The organism is Rhizobium rhizogenes NBRC 13257, assembly GCF_000696095.1.
GTDB lineage: Bacteria > Pseudomonadota > Alphaproteobacteria > Rhizobiales > Rhizobiaceae > Rhizobium > Rhizobium rhizogenes.
The window spans coordinates 23,255-46,952 of record NZ_BAYX01000025.1; the positions used below are offsets into that span (position 1 = coordinate 23,255).

A 23,698-nucleotide genomic window follows, 5' to 3' on the forward strand; every position below is an offset into this window, starting at 1 on the left:
CTCAAGCCCTCAGCGATTTGGAGATGTCGTCGGCAGCCTTGATGCCGAGCGCCGCCATGGTGAGGGTACTGTTGACCACGCTTGCAGACGGGATTGCTCCGCCGCCCGGGATCCAGAGATTGGCGTGGTCATGGGCACGGCAATTGCCGTCGACGACCGAATCCTTAGGGTCGCTGCCCATGATGCAGCCACCCATGATATGGTTGTTGGCGTTGAGCGCCGTGGTGACATGAAAATCGCTGGCGTTGAAAAGCCTGCCGATATTCTCCAACTGCTTGACGGCCGCATCATAACCTTTGTGAACATAGTCTCCGACATCGTAGTAGACATCCGGACAGGGTATGCCATGCGGATCGAGCCGTGACTTGCTGAGCGTCACCCGGTTCTTCGGATCGGGAAGAGGTTCAAGGCTGATCGACAGATCGACCCCATGCGTCGTAAGGCGGCGAATTTCGGCGTCGAGCGCCGGACCGACAAGGCCCTTTTTCAGGGCTACCGACGTTGCGGTTGTGACCTGAGTGATATTGTTCAGGATCATCTTGTTTGCCGAATATTCCGAACGAAACGCCCCGTCGCGGGGTCCAACGATACAACTGCTTTGCGCTGGTCCACGCCCAATCCATAAAGGCTCCGGCGCTTGAAAGAAGCAATGAAAGCCGGAGTGATCCATCATGTTGCGGCCGACCTGGTCGGAGCTGTTTGCGATGCCGGCAGGATTGCGATCGTTAGCCGCGGCCAGGAGCAGGCGCGGCGATTCGAGCGCGTTGCAGGCTATTACGAACGTATCGGCGGTGACCTTGTGCGATTGATGCTGGCTGTCGTACCAGTGCATCGCCGTCACGCGGTTGTTTTCGTCCGTATCGATCTTGTAGACAACCGCTTCGGCGAGCACAGAGGCGCCCTTGGCTTCCGCCGCCTGCACGGAATGGATGGCATTGTACATCGCCCCAATCGGACAGATCGGCTGGCAATTATTGTTGCCGCAACAGGTCGGACGACCATTCCAGGGCCGTGTACTGCGGGCCTGCGGGATCGGTACCGAACGATAGCCATGCGCATTGACGATTTCAGCAAAACGCTTGTCCCCATAGCTCCAGGGCACCATGTCCATCGGGTAGGGTTTGCTGCGCTCGGACGGCGATTGCAGCATAGGATCGTTGGGGCCGGCGACCCCCATCGCTTCCTCCGCCCGACAGTAATAGGGCTCGAGCTCATCGTAGGAGATCGGCCAGTCCCGTCCGACACCATAGGCGGTGCGCATTTTCAGGTCGACCGGAAGATGCCGCCAACTGGATGCGGCCCAATGCCAGGTCGTGCCGCCAACGGTTTTGAGATAGCCCTGTTTGAAACCCTTGCCGTCCGGACCGGACAGTTCGACATAGTTGTTTTCCGGCCAATAAAGCGGCGCGGGCGCCATTTTCGATTGCGGATAGAGCCCTTGAAAGTCAGACCCTGCGCGGTTCTTGAACGGCATGTTGCGCCAGTTCTCCACGGCCTGACCACGCTCTATGCGCAGCCCAGCGTCCAGTAGCAGTACCGCGTAACCTTCCCCGGCAAGCTGCTCTGCAATTAGGGCGCCAACCACGCCGGAGCCGACAATCGCCACGTCAGCCTTGGCATCGCCATTTGTGAAAACGGGAGATTTCATCGTCAAAGCACTTTCGGATAGTTGTTGGGCATGGTGGTGATTTCAGGTGGCAGACCGGTCCACCACAAGGGCCCCTTGTTGCAGTAGGTGGGCACGGTCAGACCATCAGCAACGGGCCGGTACATCAGCGCGTCGGCGTAGGAGACGACGACGGGCCCTTTGTCTGTTTCGACGGTGCCGGTGTACCATGCGGTAATGATAGCGGTCAGAGTGTCGCCAAGCCCAATGGCAGATGCCGCGGCCTTCAGGGCGTCCGGCGAGCCCGTTTGCCCAACGAGCGGTACAATCTGAGCCAGGCGGCCTTCAAAGCCCGCATCATCGGCTTGCAGCGCTGCATAAATCCGATCCGCCGTCATTGGCGAGAGATCAGACTTCCCGGTGATCGCGCGGGAAACGTTGAGGAAGCCGGAGAGTCCGCTGGTCGGCGCCGCCGACTGGGCGCTTGCCGGTTGCCATGCAAACCCGGCAAAAGAGAACGCGGCTCCCGCAAGAAGTGCGCGTCGAGTGATCGGCGGCAAGGTGGAAATTTTGATGGAATTGTCTCGCCCTGCCAAAAGCGGGCCATCCTGAGACTTCACTGTCATGGTCGTTTCCTGTGAGAACGGATCGGCCGGGCTCCAAGACGAGCGGTCGTCCCTAAAGGCACGAATTATCTCCATTCCCGCCGCAGGTTGAAGCGGTCGGGGTCAATATCAGCATTCTCGTTTTGATATTTAGATCGATCTAAGTCAAGTTCATTTTGCGTGAAATTTTGCTATCAACTTCGCGATGCGCTAAGCGCCGTCCCCAGGACTTTGAAACTGCATGGATCAATGTCAGGTCTATTAACTCACCGTTGAGGAGCCCATTTGGCCTCGGATGACAAAAGAAAACAGCGGGTGACACTGATCGACGTGGCGCGCGAAGCAGGTGTGTCGCGAGCGACAGCATCGCTTGTCATCCGCAATAGCCCACTCGCCGCGGTCAAAACGCGCGAGCGTGTGGAAGCGGCGATAGCGCGATTGGGTTACGTCAGGAATCTCACCGCGGCTCGCCTCAGGGCCAGCCAAACAAGAATGGTCGGGCTTATCGTTCCCAACCTGACCAATCCATTCTTCGCAGAGTTGCTGTCGGGAGTGGAAGAGATCATCGACGACGCCGGATTGATCGTTATCCTCGCCAACAGCCATGACAGCGCTTGCCGGCAAAGTGCGCTGATGCGCAGAATGCGCGAGCACGGCGTAGATGGTATTATCTTATGCCCTGCCTCGGATACCACGGGCGATTTTCTTGATGACCAGCGCGAGTGGCAACTCTCCGTCGTTCAAGTTTTGCGTCATATCACGCGATCAGTCGACTATGTGGGCGTCGACTACGCCGGTGGCATGAACAGTGCCGTAGACTATCTCGTCTCGCTTGGACACGAACGCATCGCATTCGCCATCCAGGGCGGGCTCCACTCGGCATTTGAAGAGCGTTCGCTTGCCTTCGATCGCGCAATGTCGCGACACAATTTGAATGCGGGGTTTATTGTCCGTGTTCCGGAAACCTTGGCGGAGATAGCGCAGACCGCGGTGCCCCTTCTCTTTGCCGGGATGACCTTGCCGACTGCAACCATCTGCTTCAACGACATCGTTGCAATGGGTCTTTCCAGCGGATTGTATGACCGCAATATCCGGGTCGGCCATGACCATTCCATTATCGGTTTTGATCATGTCAGGAATGGCGAGGCTATGCGACCACGTCTGACATCCGTGTCGACCTATTCGGACGTCGTCGGTCGCAGAGCGGCTCAAAGGCTTCTCGTAAGACTGGCGGATCCCAACCGAGAGGTTGAATGGGACGTCATCAAAACAGATTTGCATATTGGCGATTCCTGCGGGCCGGCCTTGAATTCCTGACTCGAAAACTGAAGGACCAATCGTCGATCACGACGCTTTGATACGACACGGATCTGATATGATCACATCTCGGGCGTCCGGCACGCTGGCGACGAACGAGAAGACACCCGGTGACGGGTGATGGGTTCGAAAAGTCATCGCGATGGAAGCGCATGGGATTTTGCCAACCATCCTCTGGTAGGCGACGTCTTGGCTATCAATATGGTCGGCCGAACGCGATAGTGCTGAGACACCATCGCGACCACTGGCGCGATGGAGGCAATCTGCATCGCCTCCCGGGCGAGTTGCGGGCTGAAGTCGGACTGCGATGACGGTGTCGTTCCATCATTCGCAACTGTAGCTTTCGCGGCTCCCAATGGAGCCGGTGTGGTTCCAGACAGGCTTTCGCGGATAGTCACAGAGCGGCATTGTCACACTGCCATTTGCGGATCGGATGTCTATGCGGCTTGGCGCTTTCCCTTCCTCAACCCAACGACGTAAGGCTATGAACAATTCATCCCGGCCCGTTGCCGACTGAGGCAAAGGCACTTTGGCAACATCTGTTGGCTGACCTGTTACAGGATCAATAGAGCCAGCGCGCGCAAACGTCCCGTCATGAGCAAGGCCCGGGATCATAAAGAGCCGATAGAATTCTTTGAGCCTTGTTATCCCACCCATGCTGGCGGAAGCGCGATTAAAGTAATTCAGGCTGCCCTGCGGCATGATGAGATCATCATTCCATCCATGATAAGTTATCAATTTTGCCTTCGAATTCCGAAATGCCCGTAAATCCGGATCGTCCGTGTTGATATTCGAGAACGGTCCCTGCAGGAGTAGGCCAAGAGCGTAGGCATCGGCCAAGCTCCCATAATCAAGCATCTTCCATCGATCCATCCCTTTGCCGATGGGACCTTCGGGAAACAGACCGGCTTGGGCATAGCGCGCATCCTGGAGTTCCAACGCCACCATTGTCGAGGCGATGGGAAATGGCTTCTCTCCCGCAAGGCGCGCCAAAGACGTGCCTCGCGTTAACCCCCACCATAAGTGGCTGCCGCTAAGCATTGCACTCATTCCATTGTCCATCTTGGGATCGATATACGAACCATCCGACGACAGCCCAAACCAGATACGATTTACGGCTTCAGCCTGGGTCAGCGTGATACATGTGGCTGCGTCACCCTTGCCCGGGGCTCCGTTGAGGGTTTCACTGCTGCAGAGAACATCGATATCCTGACTTGGGTCATAACGGCATTGGGTCGGATCGAGCAGGAACCCAAGCTCCTTACCCCCACACTGCGCCGTCGCCGCGGCGCTCACTGCGTTTAACCTGGCTGTATCGATGGGACCAGCGAACATCTTTTGCATTACAAGCTGAGGATAGAGCTCGGCCGTGATGAAACGAGTCCAGTTTATCGCCGGCGCGCCGGCCAGGATGCCATCGAAATCATCGGGATATTTCTGAGCCAGTTTCAAACCCTGACGACCACCGGTCGAAAAGCCATCCCAATACACGTAAAGATGAGACTTGCCATAATAGACAGCCGCCAGTTGTTTTGTCTTTACGGCCAGTTCGTGAAGGCTTCGCTCCGCGAAATCGTGCCAAAGCACCGTATTGATTCCACCATCCTCATCCAGCGCGAATGATCCGTCGGATGTCGCTTGACCCAAATGACCGTGATCGGACGAGCTTACGACATATCCCTTCGCCACCGCAGCCAGTGTTATCGGATCAGCCCATCCAGCATTGCCAATGCGGTCCATCTTGCTTTGGTAGCCGCCCGCGAAACCTCCGCTGCCCGTGACCCTTATGATCCGATTCCACGCGTCCGGTGATGGCAACCAGACCTCGATGCCAATCCCATCTGACGTAGATTTCAGGCCGGCGGTGCCAGCTTTGCCAGGGCCAACCAGTAGCTTGACCAAACACATATCAACATAAGCTTCAGGAGACGGTTCGGGAGAGCCGGAGAGACTGATTTTCTCCTCTCGCGAGAAGTGCTTGACTAGCAGCACCCGGGTGTCGTCAGCCTTGAATTTCGACTTCAGAGTGTCATCGCAATGCAAGCTCTCGGCGGCATGGGCTGGGCGTATGTTGCCCACTATTGGCAACATAAAAAGGGCAAGGAAAGCTAGCGTCACAACAGCTTTCAGTTTCCTCATGGTCTGTTCCTTTTCAAGGCGTTAGCTCACAGAAAAGACATGCACACTGATCAATCCAAGCAAAAGCCCAGTGCGCTATGCTTCCGTCGATGTCAGGCGTTCCAAGGTTGCGGCATCTCAGCAAAGCGGTGCTTTAGGCTTCCACCAGGATGTCGCTCCAATCCTCGTTGATCCGGACGCTGATTATGAGTGCGCGATGGCAGGGTTCCTGATTGATTCCTGTATTTGGCAAAATGCCTCGATTGCCCCGGCCAGGACATCGGGCGCGTCGATGCACGGCAGGTGCCCGGCGCCAGGGATGTTTTCGAAACGGCTACCGGCTATTTGCCCGGCCATCGCCGCAACGAGTTCAGGTGGGGTCGATTGGTCATTACTGCCTGCCATGACCAAAGTGGGAACCGCCAATCTGCCTACCGCCGCAGTCAAATCCGCGTCACGGAGGGCTAGGCAGGTGTTGATATACCCACGATCCCCCGTGCTCTCGAGCATGCGCTTCCAGGCTTCCCAGGCTTGAGGTTCGCGCATGCGATATTCCAAGGGAAACCAGCGGGTCAGTATCTGTTCACTGACTATGGGGATGCCGCTGGTTTCGATGGCGCTGATACGGTCGTTCCAGCCCGCTGTTGTCCCAATCTTTGTTGCGGTATCGAGAAGGACGAGCCTGGTAACACGATCCGGACACTGCGCTGCTGTTTCCATAGCAACCATGCCACCAACCGAAACCCCACAAAGGCTAACTTGCGTCCAGCCTATGATATCGAGCAGACCAAGCAAATCGGCAGCCAGTTGTGAGATCGTATAAGGCTGGTCGGTCACTTCTGACAGGCCATGGCCGCGCTGGTCGAAAAACAGCATTTCAAAATCTTGACCCAGTCTTTGCTCGACTTCGCCCCAGATACGCAGATCCGAACCGAGCGAGTTGGCAAAAGCAATACGAGGTCCATTGCGACGGCCAGATAACCGATAGTGCAGTTGAACGTTGTTGACGGTGATGAATGGCATGTCATTGAACTCCCAGATGTCGCTCGAGCAGATCGCCGCTAGCCGCCAGTTCCCCCGGACTGCCCTCGAATACCAGGCGCCCCTTGGACATGATCACAACACGGTCCGCCACTCTGGAGAGGCTGCGGATGTCCTTGTCGACGACGATCGTCGCAATCCCCTCCGAGCGGATGATATCGAGCGTCTTCCAGATTTCCTGGGCGATCAGCGGGGCAAGCCCCTCCGTCGCCTCGTCGATCAGGATAAGATCGGGATTGGTCATCAATGCGCGTCCAATCGTCAGCATCTGCTGCTCACCGCCAGACAATTGCTGCCCGCCATTGTTCCGCCTCTGCGCCAGACGCGGGAAAACGGAAAGCACGCGATCGAGCGTCCAACCCTGCTTGCCACTAGGTCCAGGCCGAGCTGCCATAATGAGATTTTCTATGACAGTGAGCGATCCGAAGACACCCCTTCCCTCCGGCACAAGCGCGACCCCGGCGCGCGCGATCGTCTCGGGAAGTTTCCCTCGAACACTGATTCCATGCAGATCTATGTCGCCAAGGGTGCGCGGCATCATTCCCATCAACGAGCGCAAGAATGTCGTCTTGCCCATGCCATTGCGGCCAAGCAGTGCGATCTGCTCACCAGGCCTCACCTGTAGATCGATGCCATGCAGTATCTGGCTGACACCGTAGAAGCTTTGCAATCCTTGCACATTCAACAACAGGCTCATGCCACCTCCTCCATCTCTCCGAGATAGGCGCCTCTGACTTTTGGATCGCAACGAACGTCTTCGACTGAGCCGGTGGCGATAATGTGCCCATCCGCCATGACCGTCAGTCGGTCCGCGATGGCAAACACAATATCCATGTCATGCTCCACGAGCAGCACGCCGCGCCCTTTTTTCAAAGAGCGGATGACCTCCGACATGCGCTTTGCCTCGCTATGCCCCATGCCTGCGAGAGGTTCATCCAGCAGCACGACGCGAGGTCCGGTCGCCAATACCATGGCAACCTCAAGCTGACGCTGTTCGCCGTGGCTCATCATGCGAGCCTTGGCCTCGGCCCGATCGAGCAGGCCGGTATCCGTCAACGCATTCAGGGCCTCCCGTTCGTTTTCTTCCTCCCGACTTCGCAACCGCCACATGGATAAAACACCCGGCCGAGCACCCTGCGCGGCAAGCTTCACGTTCTCGAATACGGTCCGATCCTGAAAAATCGTGGTCTTTTGATAGGACCGACCCAGACCGGCGCGGCAGCGAGCATGCGGAGCATGCGAGGTCATATCTTTGCCATCGAGCTCGATGCTGCCGGATGTTGGTGCGAGATCCCCGGATAGTAGATTGATCAGCGAGGATTTTCCGGCGCCGTTTGGACCAATGATCGCATGGATTTCACCCTCTCGGACGGAGAGTGAGACGTTGGAGACGGCGACCAGACCGCCGAAGCGCTTCGTCAGTCCTTCCACAACGAGAAGCTCCTTTGTCATAGCTTACCTCCCACCGCCACAGGCTGCGGTAACTTGCGGCGAAAGAGTGCCTCGGTCCCCGAGAGACGCAAAAGATCCTGAAGGCCACCGGGAACGAAGAGCACGAGCATGATGATGATGAGCCCGTAATACAGCTTCCATTCTTCGACATAGATTTTCAGCAGGTCTTCAAGGCCGACCAGGAGGATCGCGCCGAAAAGGGGGCCGGCAACGCGGCGAGTACCGCCCAGCACCACCATGACAAGTGCGGTCGCCGACAAGTGCCATCCAAGCATCTGAGGTGCCACAAAGCCGAACTGCGCGGCCGACAGATAGCCGGCAATTCCTGCCATCACGGCAGAAACCACAAAAGCAACGAGACGCACCCGAAAGACCGGGATGCCCAGCGACAAAGCACGCCGTTCATTGTCCCGTGCGGCGGTCAGAGCATCGCCGAAGGGCGTGGCGAGAAGATGGGTTATGAGGCACCAGCACGCGACACAGGTCGAGAGTGCAACGAGGTAGAAGACGATGGGGCTTTCAAGATCGAGTAAGACGACACTACCCGCGGCCAGCACCGGCTTGACGTAAAGAAAGATACCGTCAGATCCACCACCAATGCCGGTATCGTGAAAAAGAAAGAATAACATCTCGCCGAATGCGAGCGTCACCATGATGAAATAGATGCCGCGCGTTCTGAGCGACAACAGGCCGATGACCAGTGCCGAGACCGCGACAACGGCGATCGCGGCTGCGAGCGTGAGCAACAGGGACGGAACTTCGTATTCCGGCGTTACGAGAATAAGAGTGTAGCCGGCAAGACCGAAGAACGCCGCATGACACAGGCTGACCATGCCGCCAAAGCCGACGGACAAGTTAAGCGCCATGGCAAGGGTTCCCAGGATCAGGACTTTCGCGGCGAACTGCACATAATAACCGGACACGAGCCAGGGCAACAGCACCGCCGCGCCGAACATGGCGAGCATCGGAATCTGGGCGCGAGAGAACAGAGGGGTCATGGATCAGATCTCCCGTTTTCCGAGAATGCCAGTCGGCCGCCACAGCAGAACCGCGGCCATGAGCACATAGATGAGCATACCCGAAAATTCAGGCAGGAAGACTTTGCCGAACGTGTCGATCAGGCCGATCATCAAAGCACCGATGGCGGCGCCGGGAACTGAACCGACCCCTCCCAACACCACCACGACAAAGGACAGGATCAACATGCTATCGCCCATTCCCGGGAACACCGTCGAGACCGGCGCGATAACGGCACCAGCGAGAGCGGCAAGGGCTATTCCCACCGCAAAGACGAGGCGATTGACGCGATCGAAGGGAATTCCCAACGCCCGCGTCATGTCACGATTTTCCGCCCCTGCCCTGACGATCATGCCGATGCGGGTCTTGTTGATCACAAGGAAAATGCTCGTCGCCAGGATGAGACAGAAGACGATCAGCGCGAGCCGATAGAGAGGATAGGATTGCATATCGGTCAAATTGATTGACCCGGAGAGCCAATCCGGCACGGGGACGGATTGCACATCGCGGCCAAAGAGCATTTGGCGAACTTCGTCGATAACCAGGATCAGACCGAAGCTGAGGAGCACTTGAGACAGGTGATCGCGGCCATAGAGCCGCCTGATGAAAAATGCCTCCAACAAAAGCCCCACCGTGAAGCTGACGGCGGATGCGCCGAGAATGCCGACGACCAGACTGCCGCTTGCCGTCGTAAACCACCAGGCGAGATAGGCTCCAAGCATGTAGAATGCTCCGTGGGCCAGATTGATGACGCCGAGAATGCCGAAGACGAGTGTCAGTCCGCTGGCGACGAGGAACAGCACAAGGCCGTATTGCACGGCGTTCAAGAGCTGTATTGCGAATGTGCCGATGTCCATCTGCACCTCCCGGAAAGAGTGAGGTGGCGGGGTAGCCCCCGCCGTTCGGCTACGACATGCGGCAACCACGAGCCGGGTCTTTCACCGCGTCACCGGCAATCGACACAAGCATGTTGCGACCCTCGCGGACTTCTCTCAAATAGATGTTCTGGATCGGATTGTGTGCCGCCGAGAAGCTCAGAGGTCCGCGCGGGCTGTCGAGCTTGGCCGCCTGCATCGCCGCGAACAATGTGTCGCGGGCCTGACCGTCGCCACTTGTCGCGGTGAGGCCGATATCGAGCAGGGCTGCGGCGTCAAAGCCCTGCACCGCATAGATATCGCCCGTGTCTCCGGTCTTCGCCTTGAAGCCTTCAAGGAAGGATTTGTTGGCGGGATTGTCGAGATCATCTGCATAATGAAGCGTCGTGCGAATACCCTCAGCGGATGCGCCTTGTGCTTTCAACGTCCCGTCCGTCAGGAAGCCGGTGCCGTAGAGCGGAATTTTCCCCTTGAGCCCGGCGGCGGCATAGTCGACGACGAACTTGACCGCACCCCCTCCGGCAAAGAAGGCGAAGACAGCATCCGGCTTGAGCTCGGCGATGCGCGTGATGAGTGCCTGAAACTCCACTTCGGGAAATGGCACCGTCAGTTCCTCGACAACGGTGCCGCCCGCCGCCTCGAAGCCTTCCTTAAAGGCCTTGGTCATCTGTTGTCCGGCCCCATAGCGCCAGGTGATCGTCGCGACTTTGCCGAAACCTTTATCGCGCATGACCTTGCCCATCGGATGGGCAGCCTGCCAGTTCGAGAAGGACGTGCGAAAGATATTGGGAGCACAAAGCGGGCCAGTGGCTTCATCCGCCCCCGCATTCGGGATGATCAGCGGGCAGCCTGTATCTCGAGCAACCTTGACCATGGCCATGGCGACACCGGAATGGACAGTGCCAACGACAAAGTCGACCTTGTCACGCCCGACCAGCCTGTTCATGTTGTCCGTTGCGGTTTCGGGTTTCGATTCATCGTCAAGCCGAACGAACTCGACACGCCTGCCGCCCAGCACCCCCGATTTCTGCTCGACGTAAAGGTGAAACCCGTTCTCGATGAATTGACCGAGCTTGGCGTATGTGCCGCTGAAGGGAAGCATGATCCCCACTTTTAACGGCGCGCCTTGGGCGATTGCTGGGCTTGCCAGCCCGAAAGCCAGTCCAGCCGCTCCTATCGTTGTGCTGCCAAGAAACGAGCGACGCGTGACGGTCGTTTCGAAAATTCCCCTGTTATTTGACATTGTCTCTCCTCCGTTAAAGTTTGTGGCTGCTCACTGGCTCTCCTCAAAACACTGGCGCAGCCGTGGGATTTCCGGCATCAGCCGCTGTCGCCGCCTCCAACCGGCAAAATGGTGCCGGTAAGATACGAAGCCTCATCGGACGCCATGAACAGGATTGCACCCGCCTGTTCCTCAAGTGTTCCATACCGTTTCATGAAGCTCGATTGCTTGGTCTGCGATACGACCTCGGACATCCAGCGGCGGTCGTCCTCACTCTGGTTTTCACCATTGCGCGGAATGCGCCGTTGAGGGGCCTCGGTCCCACCCGGTGCCACCGCGTTGACGCGAATGCCGCGCTCGGCGTTCTCCATGGCGAGCGTCACCGTTAGTGCATTGACCGCGCCTTTCGCCGCCGAATATGGCACGCGGTTGATGCCCCGCGTTGCGATCGATGACACGTTGACGATCGCTCCGCCGCCCGCCTCGATCATCAAAGGAAGCACGGCATGGCAGCACCAGAGCGTAGGAAAGAGCGAGCGTCGAATTTCCGCCTCGATTTGCCGTTCATCAAAATGCTCGAAGGGGCGCATCCAGATTGCGCCGCCGACATTGTTGACCAGAATATCGGGGCCACCAATATGTTCGCGCGCTTGCCTAATCGCCTCGGTAGCTCCCTCCCAGGCTTCAAGATCGGCAAGAATGGCCGTGGCCCTGCCTCCCGCGGCCTCGATCTCCGCTGCAACCTCTCGAACAACATCCGATCGATCGATTAGCGCCAGCCTTGCGCCTTCCGCAGCTGCGCGGATTGCAACTTCGCGACCTATCCCCTGGGCCGATCCGGTAACGACCATCGCTTTATTCGTAAAGCGGTCCGGTTTCATCACGCAGCCTCCGCGGCATTGAATTTCTCGAAATAGAACGAAGCCGGCTTCACACCAATGAGGTCGAAGTGACGGCGCACGGCCTCTACCATCGGCGGCGGACCGCAGAGATAGACATCACTGTCTCCGCCATTGAGATCGGCCGCGCCGAAATGATCGGTGACGAAGCCCTTTCGCAGGGCATTGCTGTCAGGGTCGGAGACGCAGACTTCGAAGGTGAAATTTGGGATGGCATCGGCGAAAGCTTCAAGCTTGCACACCTCGACGCCGTCAGCGTCGCGAGTAACGCCGTAAAGCAAATGTATGGGTGGCGTGCTCCCGCCTCTTGCGCTGAGGTAGTCAAGCATCGAAAGAAACGGTGCCAGACCGGTCCCACCCGCAAGAAAAAGCGTCGGCCGGCTCAATTCCCGCAGATAAAACGCACCGGATGGCCCCCGTATGGTCAGGCGATCACCTGGCATAGCTCGACCGGAGAGATAGCCCGACATCAACCCGCCCGGAATATTGCGCACGAGGAAGTCGACGCGCCCGGCGTTTACGCGGGAGGAGAAGGAATATGCCCGGCTGTCCTCGGTTTGCGGAACCGACACCTGCACATACTGGCCCGGCAGAAAGGCGAGGTTGTCAGGCTGGTCGATTTCCAATGTGAAACCGATCGTCGTATCGGACAACTGGCGGACCTCGGCAAGACTTGCGCCGAACTCCGTTGGACCGCTCTTGCACATCTTCGATGTCGCCGGAACCGACAGCACGCAATCGCTTTTCGGCCGCATCTGGCAGGTTAGCACATAGCCTTGCGAGGCTTCCTCGTCGGTCAATGCATCCTCGATATAGGCATCCATTTCATAAGAGCCGGATTCGACCCTGCATTTGCACGTTCCACAAACACCATCCCGACAGTCCATCGGAATATTGAGGCGCGCACGATAGGCCGCATCGACGAGAACCTCGTTGGGGCCGCATTCGACGAAGCGCGTTACGCCGTCTTCGAAATTCAGGGCAATCTTGGGCATCGTGTTTCCTCCCGTGACCTCAGACGTGGTAGACGTCGATGACGTGATGGATGTAATCGTTGACGAGCACGATTTTCTTTCGCGCGATCCGCATCCCGCCCTCGTTGATCTCGAGCGTGTAGAAGTTCGTGCCGTAATGCGTGTCCGTCGTCTTGTAGCGGAAATTCTGGGTCATCCAATTGAAGCGAATTTCGGCCTTGTCTGCCGTCTGCTCCAGGATTTCGACATTTGAAATGTGGTGCAGCGTTCGCGGCTCCGGCAGGCTGGTGGCGCTGGATCGATCCGTCCGGATCCGGAAGATCCGGTCTTCAAGACCCTGCTTGGTGGCGTAATACATCAAGGAGATTTCCGACTGCGGATCCTCCGTCAGGCGGTCGTCGTCATCCCAGGCCGGCATCCAGAACTCGACATGCGGCGCGTAGAGCGCAAGCCAGTTGTCCCAGTCCCGCTCGTCCAGAAAACGTGCTTCCCGATAGAGAAACTCCTCGACCTGCTGGCGTGAAATTGTCATGACGTCTCCTCCGGCAGGCTGTTGCCAGCCCGCCCCCATGGCAGTGCATTGTTTGAAACGATGCGCCCCTCCCCGGGGCGCATGAATTATCGCGTCGGATCGTGACCGATCGCAGCCCCGAGTGTCTTTTTCCAGTAGCTGTGCTGGATAACGAAGAGACCCTCGTCTTCGGTCTTGGCACCAGACAGGAGTGGCTTCAGGCCGATCGCCTCGGCTCCCTCGTCGGCACCCTCGATCCAATGTGTCGCACCGCGACTGAGATCGTTCCATGCAGCCTGCCGCGCCTGATAACCGATCTGGCAGGAACGAAACTCCTCCAGATCGTCAGGTGTCGCCATGCCGCTGGCATTGAAGAAATCCTCGTACTGGCGGATACGACGCGCACGCGCGGCAACGCTCTCGCCCTTCGGCGCGATGCAATAGATTGTGACCTCGGTCTTGTCGACGGCGATCGGCCGATACACTCGGATCTGCGAAGAGAACTGGTCCATGAGGTAGACGTTCGGATAGAGGCACAGGTTACGGGACCTGTCGATCATCCAGTCGGCCCAGGCCTGGCCGAACTGTTCCGTCAACTCGCCGCGCTTTTCGGCAAGCGGTCGATCCTCAGGGTTCCCCCAACGCGTCCAGAGCAACAGGTGGCCATGCTCGAACGAATAGAAACCGCCACCCTGCTTGGCCCAGGACCCGGCATCCATGGCGCGGGTCACATCCTCGCCGGCCGCGGCGGCAACCGCTTCCTTGCGATGCTGCGTCGTTGCAGCGTAGTTCCAATGAACGGACGAGACATGGTAGCCATCGGCACCATTCTCCGTTTGCAGTTTCCAGTTGCCATCGTAGACATAGGTTGAGCTGCCGCGCAGCACCTCAAGTCCGTCCGGCGACTGATCAACGATCATATCGATGATCTTTCGCGCCTCGCCGAGGTGTTCCTCCAGCGACAGTACATCGGGATTGAGGCTGCCAAACAGAAAGCCTCGGTAGCTTTCGAAACGCACGACTTTGGTCAGATCATGCGATCCGTTGGTGTTGAATTGCTCGGGATAACCTGCCCCGTTCGGATCCTTGGCCTTTAGCAGCTTGCCAGTGTTCGAAAATGACCATCCGTGGAAAGGACAGGTGTAGGTGGACTTGTTACCCCGCTTGTGGCGGCAAATCATCGCCCCGCGGTGTGAGCACGCATTGAGGAAGCAATTGAGGTTTCCGGCCTTGTCCCTGGAGATCACGATCGGCTGTCGGCCGATATAGCCGGTTATGTAATCATTCGGATTGGGGATCTGGCTCTCATGAGCAAGGTAAATCCAGTTCCCTTCCCAGATGTGCTCCATCTCGAGCTCGAACAGTTCCGAATCCGTAAAGATATCGCGGCGGCAGCGATAAGAACCAGTCTCGGCATCCTCGATCACGGAGCCTTCGAGCTTCTCCTCGATACGCCGGTCGGCGGGAATATCCAGCATCTTTCATCCTCCTCAGGTGATCGGGAAGGCGCCAGCTGCCTGGCACCTTCCACTCGGTTCTCAGGCAGCTTTTGCGCGCTCGCGCTCGACGATCGTATCCGCGACGCCTTCGACAGCGGGCATCAGGACGAAATCGAACTCGATGGAAGCGTAAGGCTGCTGCACCTGGTTCTCGGCCATCAGCTTTGGATCACTGATCCGGATCACAGGCGGAATGAGGTCGTTGCGGGTGCCGAAGGCAAAGTCCTCGAAGAGGTAGGGATCGCCCTCGATATTGATCTGTGTCGTCAGGTGGCGGTGGGCCGGGGCTTCCACGAAAAAGTGGATATGCGCGGGGCGATGACCATGCCGGCCAACAGCAAAGAGGAGTTCTTCGGTCGAACCGCCCGGAGGGGTGGAATAACCGCTCGGCATGATGGTGCGAAACCGGTAACGGCCCTCGCTATCCGTGACGATACGGCGACGCAGATTGTAGGGTGCCTGTTGCGGGTCGAAGTGGGAGTAGTTGCCAAGTGTGTTGGCGTGCCACACATCGACCACCGCTCCGCCCACGGGCTTTCCGTTTTGGTCGCGCACCTGGCCCTGCATGAAAAGCACTTCGCCTTGGTCCGAGCCATCGTCGAGCCGGGCAAAGCCCTGACACTCCGGAGCACCCGCTATGTAAAGCGGTCCCTCGATGGTACGCGAGGTGCCGCCGGCCAGACCGGCGCGCCGCTCTTCTTCGTCGAGGCGCAGATCGAGAAAATGCTCGAGGCCGATGCCCGGCGCGATCAGGCCGAGCTCATTGTTGCGGCCCGCAGCGCCAAGATAGGCGACCGCGCTCCAGACTTCGTTCATGCTGATGTCGAGATCGTCGATGGCCTGGAACAGATCGCCAAGAAGACGGTTCATGATCTCCTTGATCCTGCGATCGCCGCCGTCCGTATCCAGTCCGCTGGCGCGCCGCGCCAGGTCCTGAACAACGCTCTTTTCGATGATACCACTTGCCATAACATCCTCCTTTTGGCGTGGAAGGGCGATGGTCGCTCGCTTCCCTATATGGTCCTTGTCACTCGACCCCTCCCGGGCCGATCATGTGATGCGCTTTACTAACTGTCGTCCTCGCGGATCGCCGAGGGATGCCTGCACAACGGGGCCACCTTGATCCGCATGAAGGGAAAGAGCGGCAGCGTCGACAGAAGCTCGTGAAGTTCACCCGGTCCGCTGACGTCGAAAATGCTGATATTGGCGTACTGTCCTGCCACACGCCACAGATGCCGCCATTTGCCTGATCGCTGGAGTTCCCGTGCGCGCTCCTTCTCGGTCGCCTTTAGATCGGCGGCCAACTGCTGGGGCAGGTTGTGTGGCAATTCCACAGTCATCTCGACATGAAAGAGCATATCATCACCCCGCAATTCTCAGGCTGCCGGCATGTTTCGCGCCGCGGCGAAAGTGGTCGACCGCACTTTCATCCAGCGCAATTCCGAGCCCGGGACCGGACGGAATCTGCAATTCGAAATCTCGAAAGACGAGAGGCTCGGTAAGGAGCTCTTCAGTGAGTAGCAGGGGGCCAAAAAATTCCGTGCCCCACGGCAGATCCGTTACGCCGACCAGCAACTGCGAAGCGGCGATGGTGCCGACTGGCCCTTCCAGCATCGTGCCACCATAAATGCTTATGCCGGCCGTTTCTGCGATTGCTATCACCTTGGCCGCCGCGAAAAGGCCTCCGGCTTGCTCGATCTTGATGGAGAACACATCAGCGGCACGCGCCGTCGCAGCCTCCAGCGCACTTTCCGGCCCGACAAGAGCTTCGTCGGCCATGATCGCGATTGAAGATGCCCGTGTGAGCCGCGCCAGCGGAGCTATCCCGGCCACGGGTTGTTCAACGAGCACGCAACCGGCATCCGCAAGGGCGTCAATCGCACCCCTCGCTTCCCGTTCACGCCATGCCATGTTCACGTCGACCCGGATCGAGGCGATGTTGGGCAGTGCTTTCCTGATGTCGGCAACGTGACGAATGTCTTCCGCGATGGGCTTGCTGCCGATCTTCAGTTTGAAATCCTTGTGCCGGCGAAGATCGAGCATTTGCTGGGCTTCGTCGATATCCCTTGCAGTATCGCCCGATGCGAGCGTCCAGGCGATCGGCAAACTGTCGCGCCGCCGCCCGCCCAACAGTTCCGAGAGAGGAAGTCCCAGTCGACGCGCATGACAATCAAGCAGCGCTGTTTCGACCGCACACTTGGCGAAGTGGTTTCCCTTGATCGCCTTGGAAACGATGTCCATGGCAGCTTGCACGCGTGTGGCATCCAGACCGATCAGCAAGGGAGCGACATACTGGTCGATCGTAAGCTTCATACCTTCCGGGCTCTCCGGCCCGTATGCCAAGCCACCGATGGTTGTCCCTTCGCCCACGCCTTCGAAATCGTCTGAGCAACGGATGCGGACAATGGTCATGCTCTGCTGATTCATAGTGACCATCGACAGCTTGTGCGGTCGGATAGTTGGCAAATCGAGTATAATCGTCTCGATCGCGGCAATGCGAATTATGCCAGACACGACACTTCCTCCCTTGGTCTATAAGGAGGCTAGCCTTCCTAAGGGAAACAGTCCAAAACTATAAAAGTCGAATTTCATACCCTGGAGGTATAGTAAGGTGGAACTGCGCCAGCTTAGATATTTTGTGGCCGTGGCACGGGAACGAAACTTTTCGCGTGCCGCGGAGATGCTGCATATCGCCCAGCCACCCCTCAGTCGGCAGATCCAGCAACTCGAAGAGGAGTTGGGTGTCAATCTCCTCGACAGATCGAAAAGACCCCTGTCGCTAACGGAGGCCGGGCGGTTCCTATACGAGCAAGCCGCCAAGACACTTGCGAACCTTGAACACATCCGGGAGCAAACGCGTCGGATCGGCCGATCTCAACGCGAAAGATTTATCATCGGCTGCGTTGGTTCAACACTTTACGGCGGCATTCCAGACCTCGTGCGACGCATGCGGATACAATGGCCGGAGCTCGACATTGAAATAAGGGAGATGATGTCGACGGAACAAGTGACCGCGCTCAAGGAAGGACGCATCGACGTCGGCTTCGGCCGGGTCCGGTTTAACGACCGGGAAGTCGAGCGGCTGACACTTCGCGAAGAGCGCCTGGTCGTAGCCTTTCCAAAAGGGCATGCCAAATCATTTGAAAAAGAGCCTATTGCGCTCGCCGAGCTGCAAGGTGAACCATTAATCGTCTACCCTTCGGTGCCTCGGCCGAGTTTTGCCGATGAAATTCTGAATCTGCTGGGCGAGTTGAGTGTCACGCCTGGATCGGTCGAAGAAGTCCGTGAAATCCAAGCTGCGTTGGGTATGGTTGCCGCCGGCGTGGGACTTTGCATCATTCCCGCCGCGTCACAGAGACAAAGACCGGATGACGTCTGCTACAGAATGATCGGGGACGAGAAGGCGACCTCGCCCATCATCATGAGCTTCCGGCGCTCGGACGCAGACGGTAAAATCAATCAGATCAAGCAACTGATCCGTGAAATGTACACGGATAATCCGCCATGGCTGCAGTTATCCAATGTTCGCTTGGGCGAGGGCTAAAACAGGCCGATGAGGCCTTCAGTGTCCCGCGAGCAAGCGACATATGAAGCCCAGCGCTTGCAATAGAATGCGGCGGCAGACGAAGATGTGAGAGTAACGGTCAGGAATATGAGAGCGCCAGACAAGCGCTTTCCTGTCAAATGACACTAAGCTCGGCTTCACATTAAGGGAGAGGAGGCCCTGTTAAAATGAATTTGCTTAGAACGAGCGAGAACTCTCAGCCCACAACCGCCCAAACTGGAGCCCAATCGCGTACGCCGGTGCTTCTCTTTATCAATGGTACTTGGCGGCCAGCGGCAGCCACCCACACGTTTGCCGACATCAACCCGACGACGCGGTTGCCATATGCAACGGTGGCGGATGGCGACGTGAGCGACATTGAATCGGCCATCGCCGCCGCCAAGGTCGCCCAGCCAGCGTGGGAGGCCCTGCCGCCGGCCGCTCGCTCCGGGTTTTTCTACAAGGCCGCTGAGATCTTTCAGTCCAGCCAGGAAAAATTCGTGAACGCTTTGGTGGAAGAGACCGGGTCCGGCCTTGGGAAGGCGATGTTCGAATGCTCGCTCATTCCGCTGGCACTCCGCGAGGCCGCCGCCCTTACCACACGCGCCACGGGTGAAATCTTGCCGTCCAATATACCGGGCAAGGTCAACACCATCTCACGGACCGCTGCAGGGGTTGTCGGTGTGATTTCTCCGTGGAATTTCCCCTTGTATCTTTCGCTTCGTGGCTTTGTCTATGCATTGGCGCTCGGCAATACCGCGGTCCTCAAACCATCTGAGGATTCGCCTGTTTCGGGAGGCACCATACTGGCGGAACTTTTCGAGGCCGCTGGCCTGCCATCTGGCGTATTCAACGTCGTGACCTGTAGCCGCGACAAGGTAAAGGCGGTGGCTGCGGCAATGATCAACGATCCGCGCGTTGCACGGATCAGCTTTACCGGCTCCACGGCTGTTGGCCGGGAGGTGGCCACGACTTCGGCGGCGCAATTCAAACGAGTCGTTCTTGAACTTGGGGGCAAGAACCCGGTGGTTGTTCTCGATGATGCCGATGTGGATTATGCCGTCAATGTCGCATTCTTTTCGGCCTTTCTTCATCAGGGCCAGATCTGTATGTCGGCCGACAAGATCATCGTGGCGCGCAACCTCTATGACAGCTTCGTTGAGAAGCTTATCGCCAAGGTCTCGATGTTCGAGCCGCTCGAACCGTCAAATCCCATGGCAGTCATAGCTCCTATAATCAACGATCGACAGCTCGACCGGATCGACAGGCTCGTCAAGTCCGCGCGTGACGCCGGCGCCACCATCCATCTCGGTGGCGAGAAACTGGGCCCTTTCTATCGTCCGACAGTGATGACCGGTGTTACGCGTGACATGGATATCTATCACGAGGAAATTTTCGGCCCGGTCGCTTTCGTAATACCTGCCGACAGCGAAGAGGAAGCCATCGCTCTCGCGAATGATACGGTTTACGGCCTTTCGTCCTCGATCATCACCGGCAATGCCACCCGCGGTCAAATACTTGCCACGCAGATCGAAGCGGGAATGGTCCATGTCAACGACACATGTGTTCATGATGAGCCTCACTGCCCCTTTGGCGGCATGAAAGCATCCGGCTGGGTTGGAAAGTGGGGTGCATCCGGTGCGATCGAAGCCTTCACCGAGCAGAGGTGGATATCGGTCCAGACGGTGCCGCGCGCTTTCCCGTTCTGAGAACCCCTGCTCGGGCTCGGCTACCCCATTATCCGGCATCCAGGATCGAACAGATGACACCTCCTGTCTTTTCGCGGTTCGCCCGAGGCGACCGTTTGAACACCCTTGAAGCAGCGCTGTACCATGGCAAAGTGGGCCGCAGGCAATTCATGCAATTGGCCATGGCCGCTGGCGCTTCCCTCACAGCTGCTGGCACAATGGCTCAAGATGGTGGCGATGCTGCTATCACACAGCTTTACAATGCCCGCAACCTCAAGAAAGCCTACGACTATATTGTCGTGGGTAGCGGCAGTGGCGGGGCTGTCGTCGCCGGCCGCCTCGCGACCGAAACGGATGCTGAGGTGTTGTTGCTGGAGGCAGGGAGTACCGATCAGCTCAATGCGGTCTTGAATCCCGGCCTCTGGCCGACCAACATTCGTTCAGAGCGGGATTGGGGTTACACTGCGGATCCAGCGGATAGCGTTAACGGGCGCGCCCTAATCCTGCCGATGGGCAAGGTTGTCGGCGGAGGCTCTTCCGTGAATGCAATGGTTTGGGCGCGAGGCCACAGGAATGATTTCGACTTTTGGGCGTCGGAAACGGGCGACGACAGCTGGTCTTACGCTTCAGTGCTTGAGATCTACAAGCGAATAGAGGACTGGCAAGGCAAGCCGGATACGAAGCGCCGCGGTGACGGGGGGCGACTGTGGATCGAGCCTGCTCGAGATCCGAACCCCATTGCCCCAGCGTTTCTCAGCGCGGCGGAAAGCGTGGGCATTCCCACCTTTGGAGACATGAACGGCGAGATGATGGAGGGCGCTGGTGGGGCTGCGATCGCGAACCTTCGCATTCGTGATGGTCGCCGGGTCAATCTCGCTCATGACTATCTCTATGCGGCCTTGAAACGTCCCAATCTAACGCTGTTAACCGGCGCAGAAGTCCTTTCACTGACGGTGATCGGCTCAAAGGTGACAGGCCTGACGTTCAGCAGAAATGGCGTGACTCATGCGGTCGAGGCCAAGACGAGGATGCTGCTGTCGGCGGGCGCCATCAACACGCCCAAACTTCTGATGCTTTCCGGGATCGGTGATGATGCGGAACTGTCGAAGCACGGCATCAAGACTGCCGTGAAACTGCCGGGCGTAGGTCGGAACTTTCAAGATCATGTTCTTGTGGCGGGTTGTCTATGGGAATACCAGGAGCCATTGTCGTCAGCCAACAATGTAGCCGAAGCGACGTTGTTCTGGAAAAGCGACGGTTCGCTGGACACACCGGATCTGCAGCCTTTCCAGATCGAAGTGCCTTTCGCTTCGGAAGTCACAGGTCCCCAGTACAATCCGCCGGCAGGCAGTTGGACAATCGCGCCCGGCTTGGTTCGGCCCAAGAGCCGTGGTCGCGTCTATCTGTCGTCCGCTGACCCCAGGGCGATGGCCCGCATCGATGCACGGTTTATGTCCGACCCCGCTGATCTGAAGGCAGTCCTGCGTGGAATCGAACTCTGCCGCGAAATCGGAAATTCGGAAGCGATGAAGCCCTTCGTAAAGCGTGAAATCATGCCGGGTGCACTAGATAAAACAGCGATGGCAAACTTCGCGAGGGATGCTGCCGGTACCTACTTTCACGAGAGCTGCACATGCAAAATGGGGCGCGACGAGATGTCCGTCGTAGACGGTCGGTTAAGTGTTCGAGGCGTTGAGGGATTATCCATTGCTGACGCTTCGGTAATGCCGCGTGTCTCGACTGGCAATACAATGGCTTCTACGGTCATCATCGGTGAACGAATGGCCGATATTCTCCTCGGATGAGGTAGACTAGGCCCTGTTGACAAAGTGTGGCAACCATATCTTGGCGGCGGCCAGGGCGAGGAATGCTGCGAAGGATTTTCTGGTCTTGTCGTACCGGGTTGCGACGCGCCGGAACTGCTTGAGGCGGTTGAACATCCTCTCGATGCGGTTTCGATCCTTGTGGGGTCTGAAGTCGCAGGCAGGCGGGTTCTTCCGGTTGGCCTCGGCGGAATGACCGGCCTAATCCCATGGATCAGCAGTTCTTCGCGCAGGAAATTGCCGTCGTATCCTTTGTCGGCAAGAAATAACCTCGGTTTGCCGACTGATATCGCCAGTAGATCAGGAACAGCGCTGAAGTCCGAAGCTTCGCCGCCGGTCAGGATGAAGCCGAGAGGACGTCCCTGACCGTCTGCGCGGGCGTGGATTTTCGTCGTAAGCCGCCGCGTGATCGACCAAAACCCTCCTGATAAGTCCCCCTTTAGCGCCCGCTGCCTGAGAGTGGCCGCGAACGGTGGTGCTGTCGATCATGTGCTGCCAGTCATCGGTTAGCCCAACTCGACAAGCGTTTCAAGCAGCGCGCCCCAAACGCCTTGTTCGGCCCAACGGCGAAAGCGCACATAGACGGAATTCCACTTTCCGTAGCATTCGTGCATGTCGCGCCAGGGACAGTCGACCCGAAGAACATGCAGCATGCCGTTCAGATATCGTCGGTTATCGTGTGCGGGGCGAGACTTTCTCCCACGCTCGGTGGGCCATAGTCCCTCAATGATCCGCCATTCCATATCCGTCGGGTCGCCGCGAGCCAAAACTGCCTCCTAAAAGGCAGTCTTGAATCATGCTCCTGCTGATTTGGGAATCCACTTTGTCAACAGGCCTAATCTGAGGCGTCAAGGGTGTGTTCGGCGGGCGCTTACGGTCCCCTGGTTTCGTTATTTCTTCTTCCCTTGATCGTGATGCCACTTGATGGCGAAGAACATGCCCGTGCCTAACACGAGAACCTTGAACGTAATGAAGACTATAGGGAACCAATCCATCATTTTGAATATATCCAGGCTATTACTTGACACTAACTATCGTGAGGAGCACTACCTCAAAACTGCTGCTTCAGCAGCTTCATTTTTGTTCAAACATCGTCGAATCTAACTTCGTGCTGATTCCGACGAAGCCTTCCTTTTGTCCCGAGATGATTGCGCCCCCGATTTCCGGGATGATCTCGCCCCCCGATTAGTTGGGGTCTGCGGGCGATAATTGTTGTCAGTCCATTGAAGGAAGGTGTCAAGCTTTTCGGGAGAGGTTTCGGCGTAGACTATCGCCGCTCAATTCGACGCGGTGTGCGTTGTGGACGAGGCGATCCAGAATGGCGTCGGCGTAAGTGGGGTCTCCTATCACGTTGTGCCATGCGGACACCGGAAGCTGGATTGTGATGATGGTTGATCGACGCCCATAACGGTCTTCGAGGATGTCCAACAGGTCGTGGCGTGCTTGTTCATGAAGGCACTTTGTCAACATGACCTAGGTCGAGCTGGCTCGGCCTTCGCCCACAAAG

At 57.7% G+C, this 23,698-nt stretch carries 20 protein-coding genes and 2 pseudogenes; 4 read left to right on the forward strand and 18 right to left on the reverse strand.

The genetic code is table 11. The features are described 5' to 3' along the window. Position 1: 1 nt before the first annotated feature. Together RRH01S_RS30950 and RRH01S_RS30955 are read right to left on the reverse strand one after the other, a co-directional pair. Positions 2 to 1,648, reverse strand: coding sequence for a GMC family oxidoreductase (locus RRH01S_RS30950; RefSeq protein WP_042477061.1), 1,647 nt, complete (start codon positions 1,646 to 1,648; stop codon positions 2 to 4). A gap of 2 nt (positions 1,649 to 1,650) precedes the next feature. Then, positions 1,651 to 2,232 carry a sorbitol dehydrogenase family protein gene (locus RRH01S_RS30955; protein ID WP_052365385.1) on the reverse strand — a complete coding sequence of 194 codons (582 nt, stop codon included), beginning with the start codon at positions 2,230 to 2,232 and terminating at the stop codon, positions 1,651 to 1,653. 264 nt (positions 2,233 to 2,496) lie between these two features. Here RRH01S_RS30955 and RRH01S_RS30960 point away from each other — a divergent pair, with 264 nt between their 5' ends. Next, the gene (locus RRH01S_RS30960; RefSeq protein WP_042477064.1) at positions 2,497 to 3,528 is read left to right on the forward strand and encodes a LacI family DNA-binding transcriptional regulator; all 1,032 of its coding nucleotides are present in this window, start codon (positions 2,497 to 2,499) and stop codon (positions 3,526 to 3,528) included. A 324-nt stretch (positions 3,529 to 3,852) separates the two neighbouring features. Here the strand turns inward: RRH01S_RS30960 and RRH01S_RS30965 are convergent, their stop codons facing one another. The 14 genes from RRH01S_RS30965 to RRH01S_RS31030 all read right to left on the reverse strand — a co-directional run bounded on the left by RRH01S_RS30965 (position 3,853) and on the right by RRH01S_RS31030 (position 17,650). After that, positions 3,853 to 5,667 carry a tannase/feruloyl esterase family alpha/beta hydrolase gene (locus RRH01S_RS30965; protein WP_042477067.1) on the reverse strand — a complete coding sequence of 605 codons (1,815 nt, stop codon included), beginning with the start codon at positions 5,665 to 5,667 and terminating at the stop codon, positions 3,853 to 3,855. 183 nt (positions 5,668 to 5,850) lie between these two features. Next, positions 5,851 to 6,669, reverse strand: coding sequence for a 3-oxoadipate enol-lactonase (gene pcaD / locus RRH01S_RS30970; protein WP_042477069.1), 819 nt, complete (start codon positions 6,667 to 6,669; stop codon positions 5,851 to 5,853). Position 6,670: 1 nt separating this feature from the next. Next, complete coding sequence (locus RRH01S_RS30975) at positions 6,671 to 7,384, reverse strand: ABC transporter ATP-binding protein (RefSeq protein WP_042477073.1); 714 nt, start codon at positions 7,382 to 7,384, stop codon at positions 6,671 to 6,673. After that, a complete protein-coding gene (locus RRH01S_RS30980) occupies positions 7,381 to 8,139 on the reverse strand; it encodes an ABC transporter ATP-binding protein (RefSeq protein ID WP_042477076.1) in 759 nt (252 codons plus the stop codon). The genes RRH01S_RS30975 and RRH01S_RS30980 overlap by 4 nt, the downstream gene beginning before the upstream one ends. Beyond that, a complete protein-coding gene (locus RRH01S_RS30985; protein WP_042477079.1) occupies positions 8,136 to 9,137 on the reverse strand; it encodes a branched-chain amino acid ABC transporter permease in 1,002 nt (333 codons plus the stop codon). Before RRH01S_RS30985 ends, RRH01S_RS30980 begins: the two co-directional genes overlap by 4 nt. 3 nt (positions 9,138 to 9,140) lie before the next feature. Further along, positions 9,141 to 10,013 carry a branched-chain amino acid ABC transporter permease gene (locus RRH01S_RS30990; protein WP_042477083.1) on the reverse strand — a complete coding sequence of 291 codons (873 nt, stop codon included), beginning with the start codon at positions 10,011 to 10,013 and terminating at the stop codon, positions 9,141 to 9,143. 49 nt (positions 10,014 to 10,062) lie between these two features. Further along, complete coding sequence (locus tag RRH01S_RS30995) at positions 10,063 to 11,274, reverse strand: ABC transporter substrate-binding protein (RefSeq protein ID WP_052365387.1); 1,212 nt, start codon at positions 11,272 to 11,274, stop codon at positions 10,063 to 10,065. 77 nt (positions 11,275 to 11,351) lie between these two features. Further along, entirely contained in the window at positions 11,352 to 12,134 is a 783-nt protein-coding gene (locus RRH01S_RS31000) for a 1,6-dihydroxycyclohexa-2,4-diene-1-carboxylate dehydrogenase (RefSeq protein ID WP_042477085.1), read from the reverse strand. Continuing rightward, entirely contained in the window at positions 12,134 to 13,147 is a 1,014-nt protein-coding gene (gene benC, locus RRH01S_RS31005) for a benzoate 1,2-dioxygenase electron transfer component BenC (protein ID WP_042477088.1), read from the reverse strand. The genes RRH01S_RS31000 and benC overlap by 1 nt, the downstream gene beginning before the upstream one ends. Before the next feature lie 19 nt (positions 13,148 to 13,166). Then, positions 13,167 to 13,658, reverse strand: coding sequence for a benzoate 1,2-dioxygenase small subunit (benB, locus tag RRH01S_RS31010; protein WP_042477091.1), 492 nt, complete (start codon positions 13,656 to 13,658; stop codon positions 13,167 to 13,169). Between the two features lie 86 nt (positions 13,659 to 13,744). Further along, positions 13,745 to 15,115: a benzoate 1,2-dioxygenase large subunit gene (gene benA / locus RRH01S_RS31015; RefSeq protein ID WP_042477094.1), complete on the reverse strand. Its 1,371-nt coding sequence runs from the start codon at positions 15,113 to 15,115 to the stop codon at positions 13,745 to 13,747. A 60-nt stretch (positions 15,116 to 15,175) separates the two neighbouring features. After that, a complete protein-coding gene (catA, locus tag RRH01S_RS31020) occupies positions 15,176 to 16,105 on the reverse strand; it encodes a catechol 1,2-dioxygenase (RefSeq protein WP_042477097.1) in 930 nt (309 codons plus the stop codon). Positions 16,106 to 16,203: 98 nt separating this feature from the next. Further along, a complete protein-coding gene (catC, locus tag RRH01S_RS31025; RefSeq protein ID WP_042477099.1) occupies positions 16,204 to 16,494 on the reverse strand; it encodes a muconolactone Delta-isomerase in 291 nt (96 codons plus the stop codon). A gap of 4 nt (positions 16,495 to 16,498) precedes the next feature. Further along, a complete protein-coding gene (locus RRH01S_RS31030; protein ID WP_042477100.1) occupies positions 16,499 to 17,650 on the reverse strand; it encodes a muconate cycloisomerase family protein in 1,152 nt (383 codons plus the stop codon). A gap of 97 nt (positions 17,651 to 17,747) precedes the next feature. Here RRH01S_RS31030 and RRH01S_RS31035 point away from each other — a divergent pair, with 97 nt between their 5' ends. From RRH01S_RS31035 to RRH01S_RS31045, 3 genes are all read left to right on the forward strand, one after another. Next, positions 17,748 to 18,680 (forward strand): LysR family transcriptional regulator, encoded by a 933-nt coding sequence (locus RRH01S_RS31035; RefSeq protein ID WP_042477103.1) that lies wholly within the window; start codon positions 17,748 to 17,750, stop codon positions 18,678 to 18,680. A 188-nt stretch (positions 18,681 to 18,868) separates the two neighbouring features. Further along, the gene (locus RRH01S_RS31040) at positions 18,869 to 20,389 is read left to right on the forward strand and encodes an aldehyde dehydrogenase family protein (protein WP_052365389.1); all 1,521 of its coding nucleotides are present in this window, start codon (positions 18,869 to 18,871) and stop codon (positions 20,387 to 20,389) included. A 53-nt stretch (positions 20,390 to 20,442) separates the two neighbouring features. After that, on the forward strand, positions 20,443 to 22,173 hold the full coding sequence (locus tag RRH01S_RS31045; protein ID WP_042477108.1) for a GMC family oxidoreductase: 1,731 nt from the start codon (positions 20,443 to 20,445) through the stop codon (positions 22,171 to 22,173). Between the two features lie 6 nt (positions 22,174 to 22,179). Here the strand turns inward: RRH01S_RS31045 and RRH01S_RS35310 are convergent. After that, positions 22,180 to 22,958 (reverse strand): annotated as a pseudogene (locus RRH01S_RS35310) (IS5 family transposase). A gap of 469 nt (positions 22,959 to 23,427) precedes the next feature. Beyond that, positions 23,428 to 23,646, reverse strand: a pseudogene (locus tag RRH01S_RS33790) (ATP-binding protein); the annotation flags it as partial. Positions 23,647 to 23,698 lie beyond the last annotated feature (52 nt).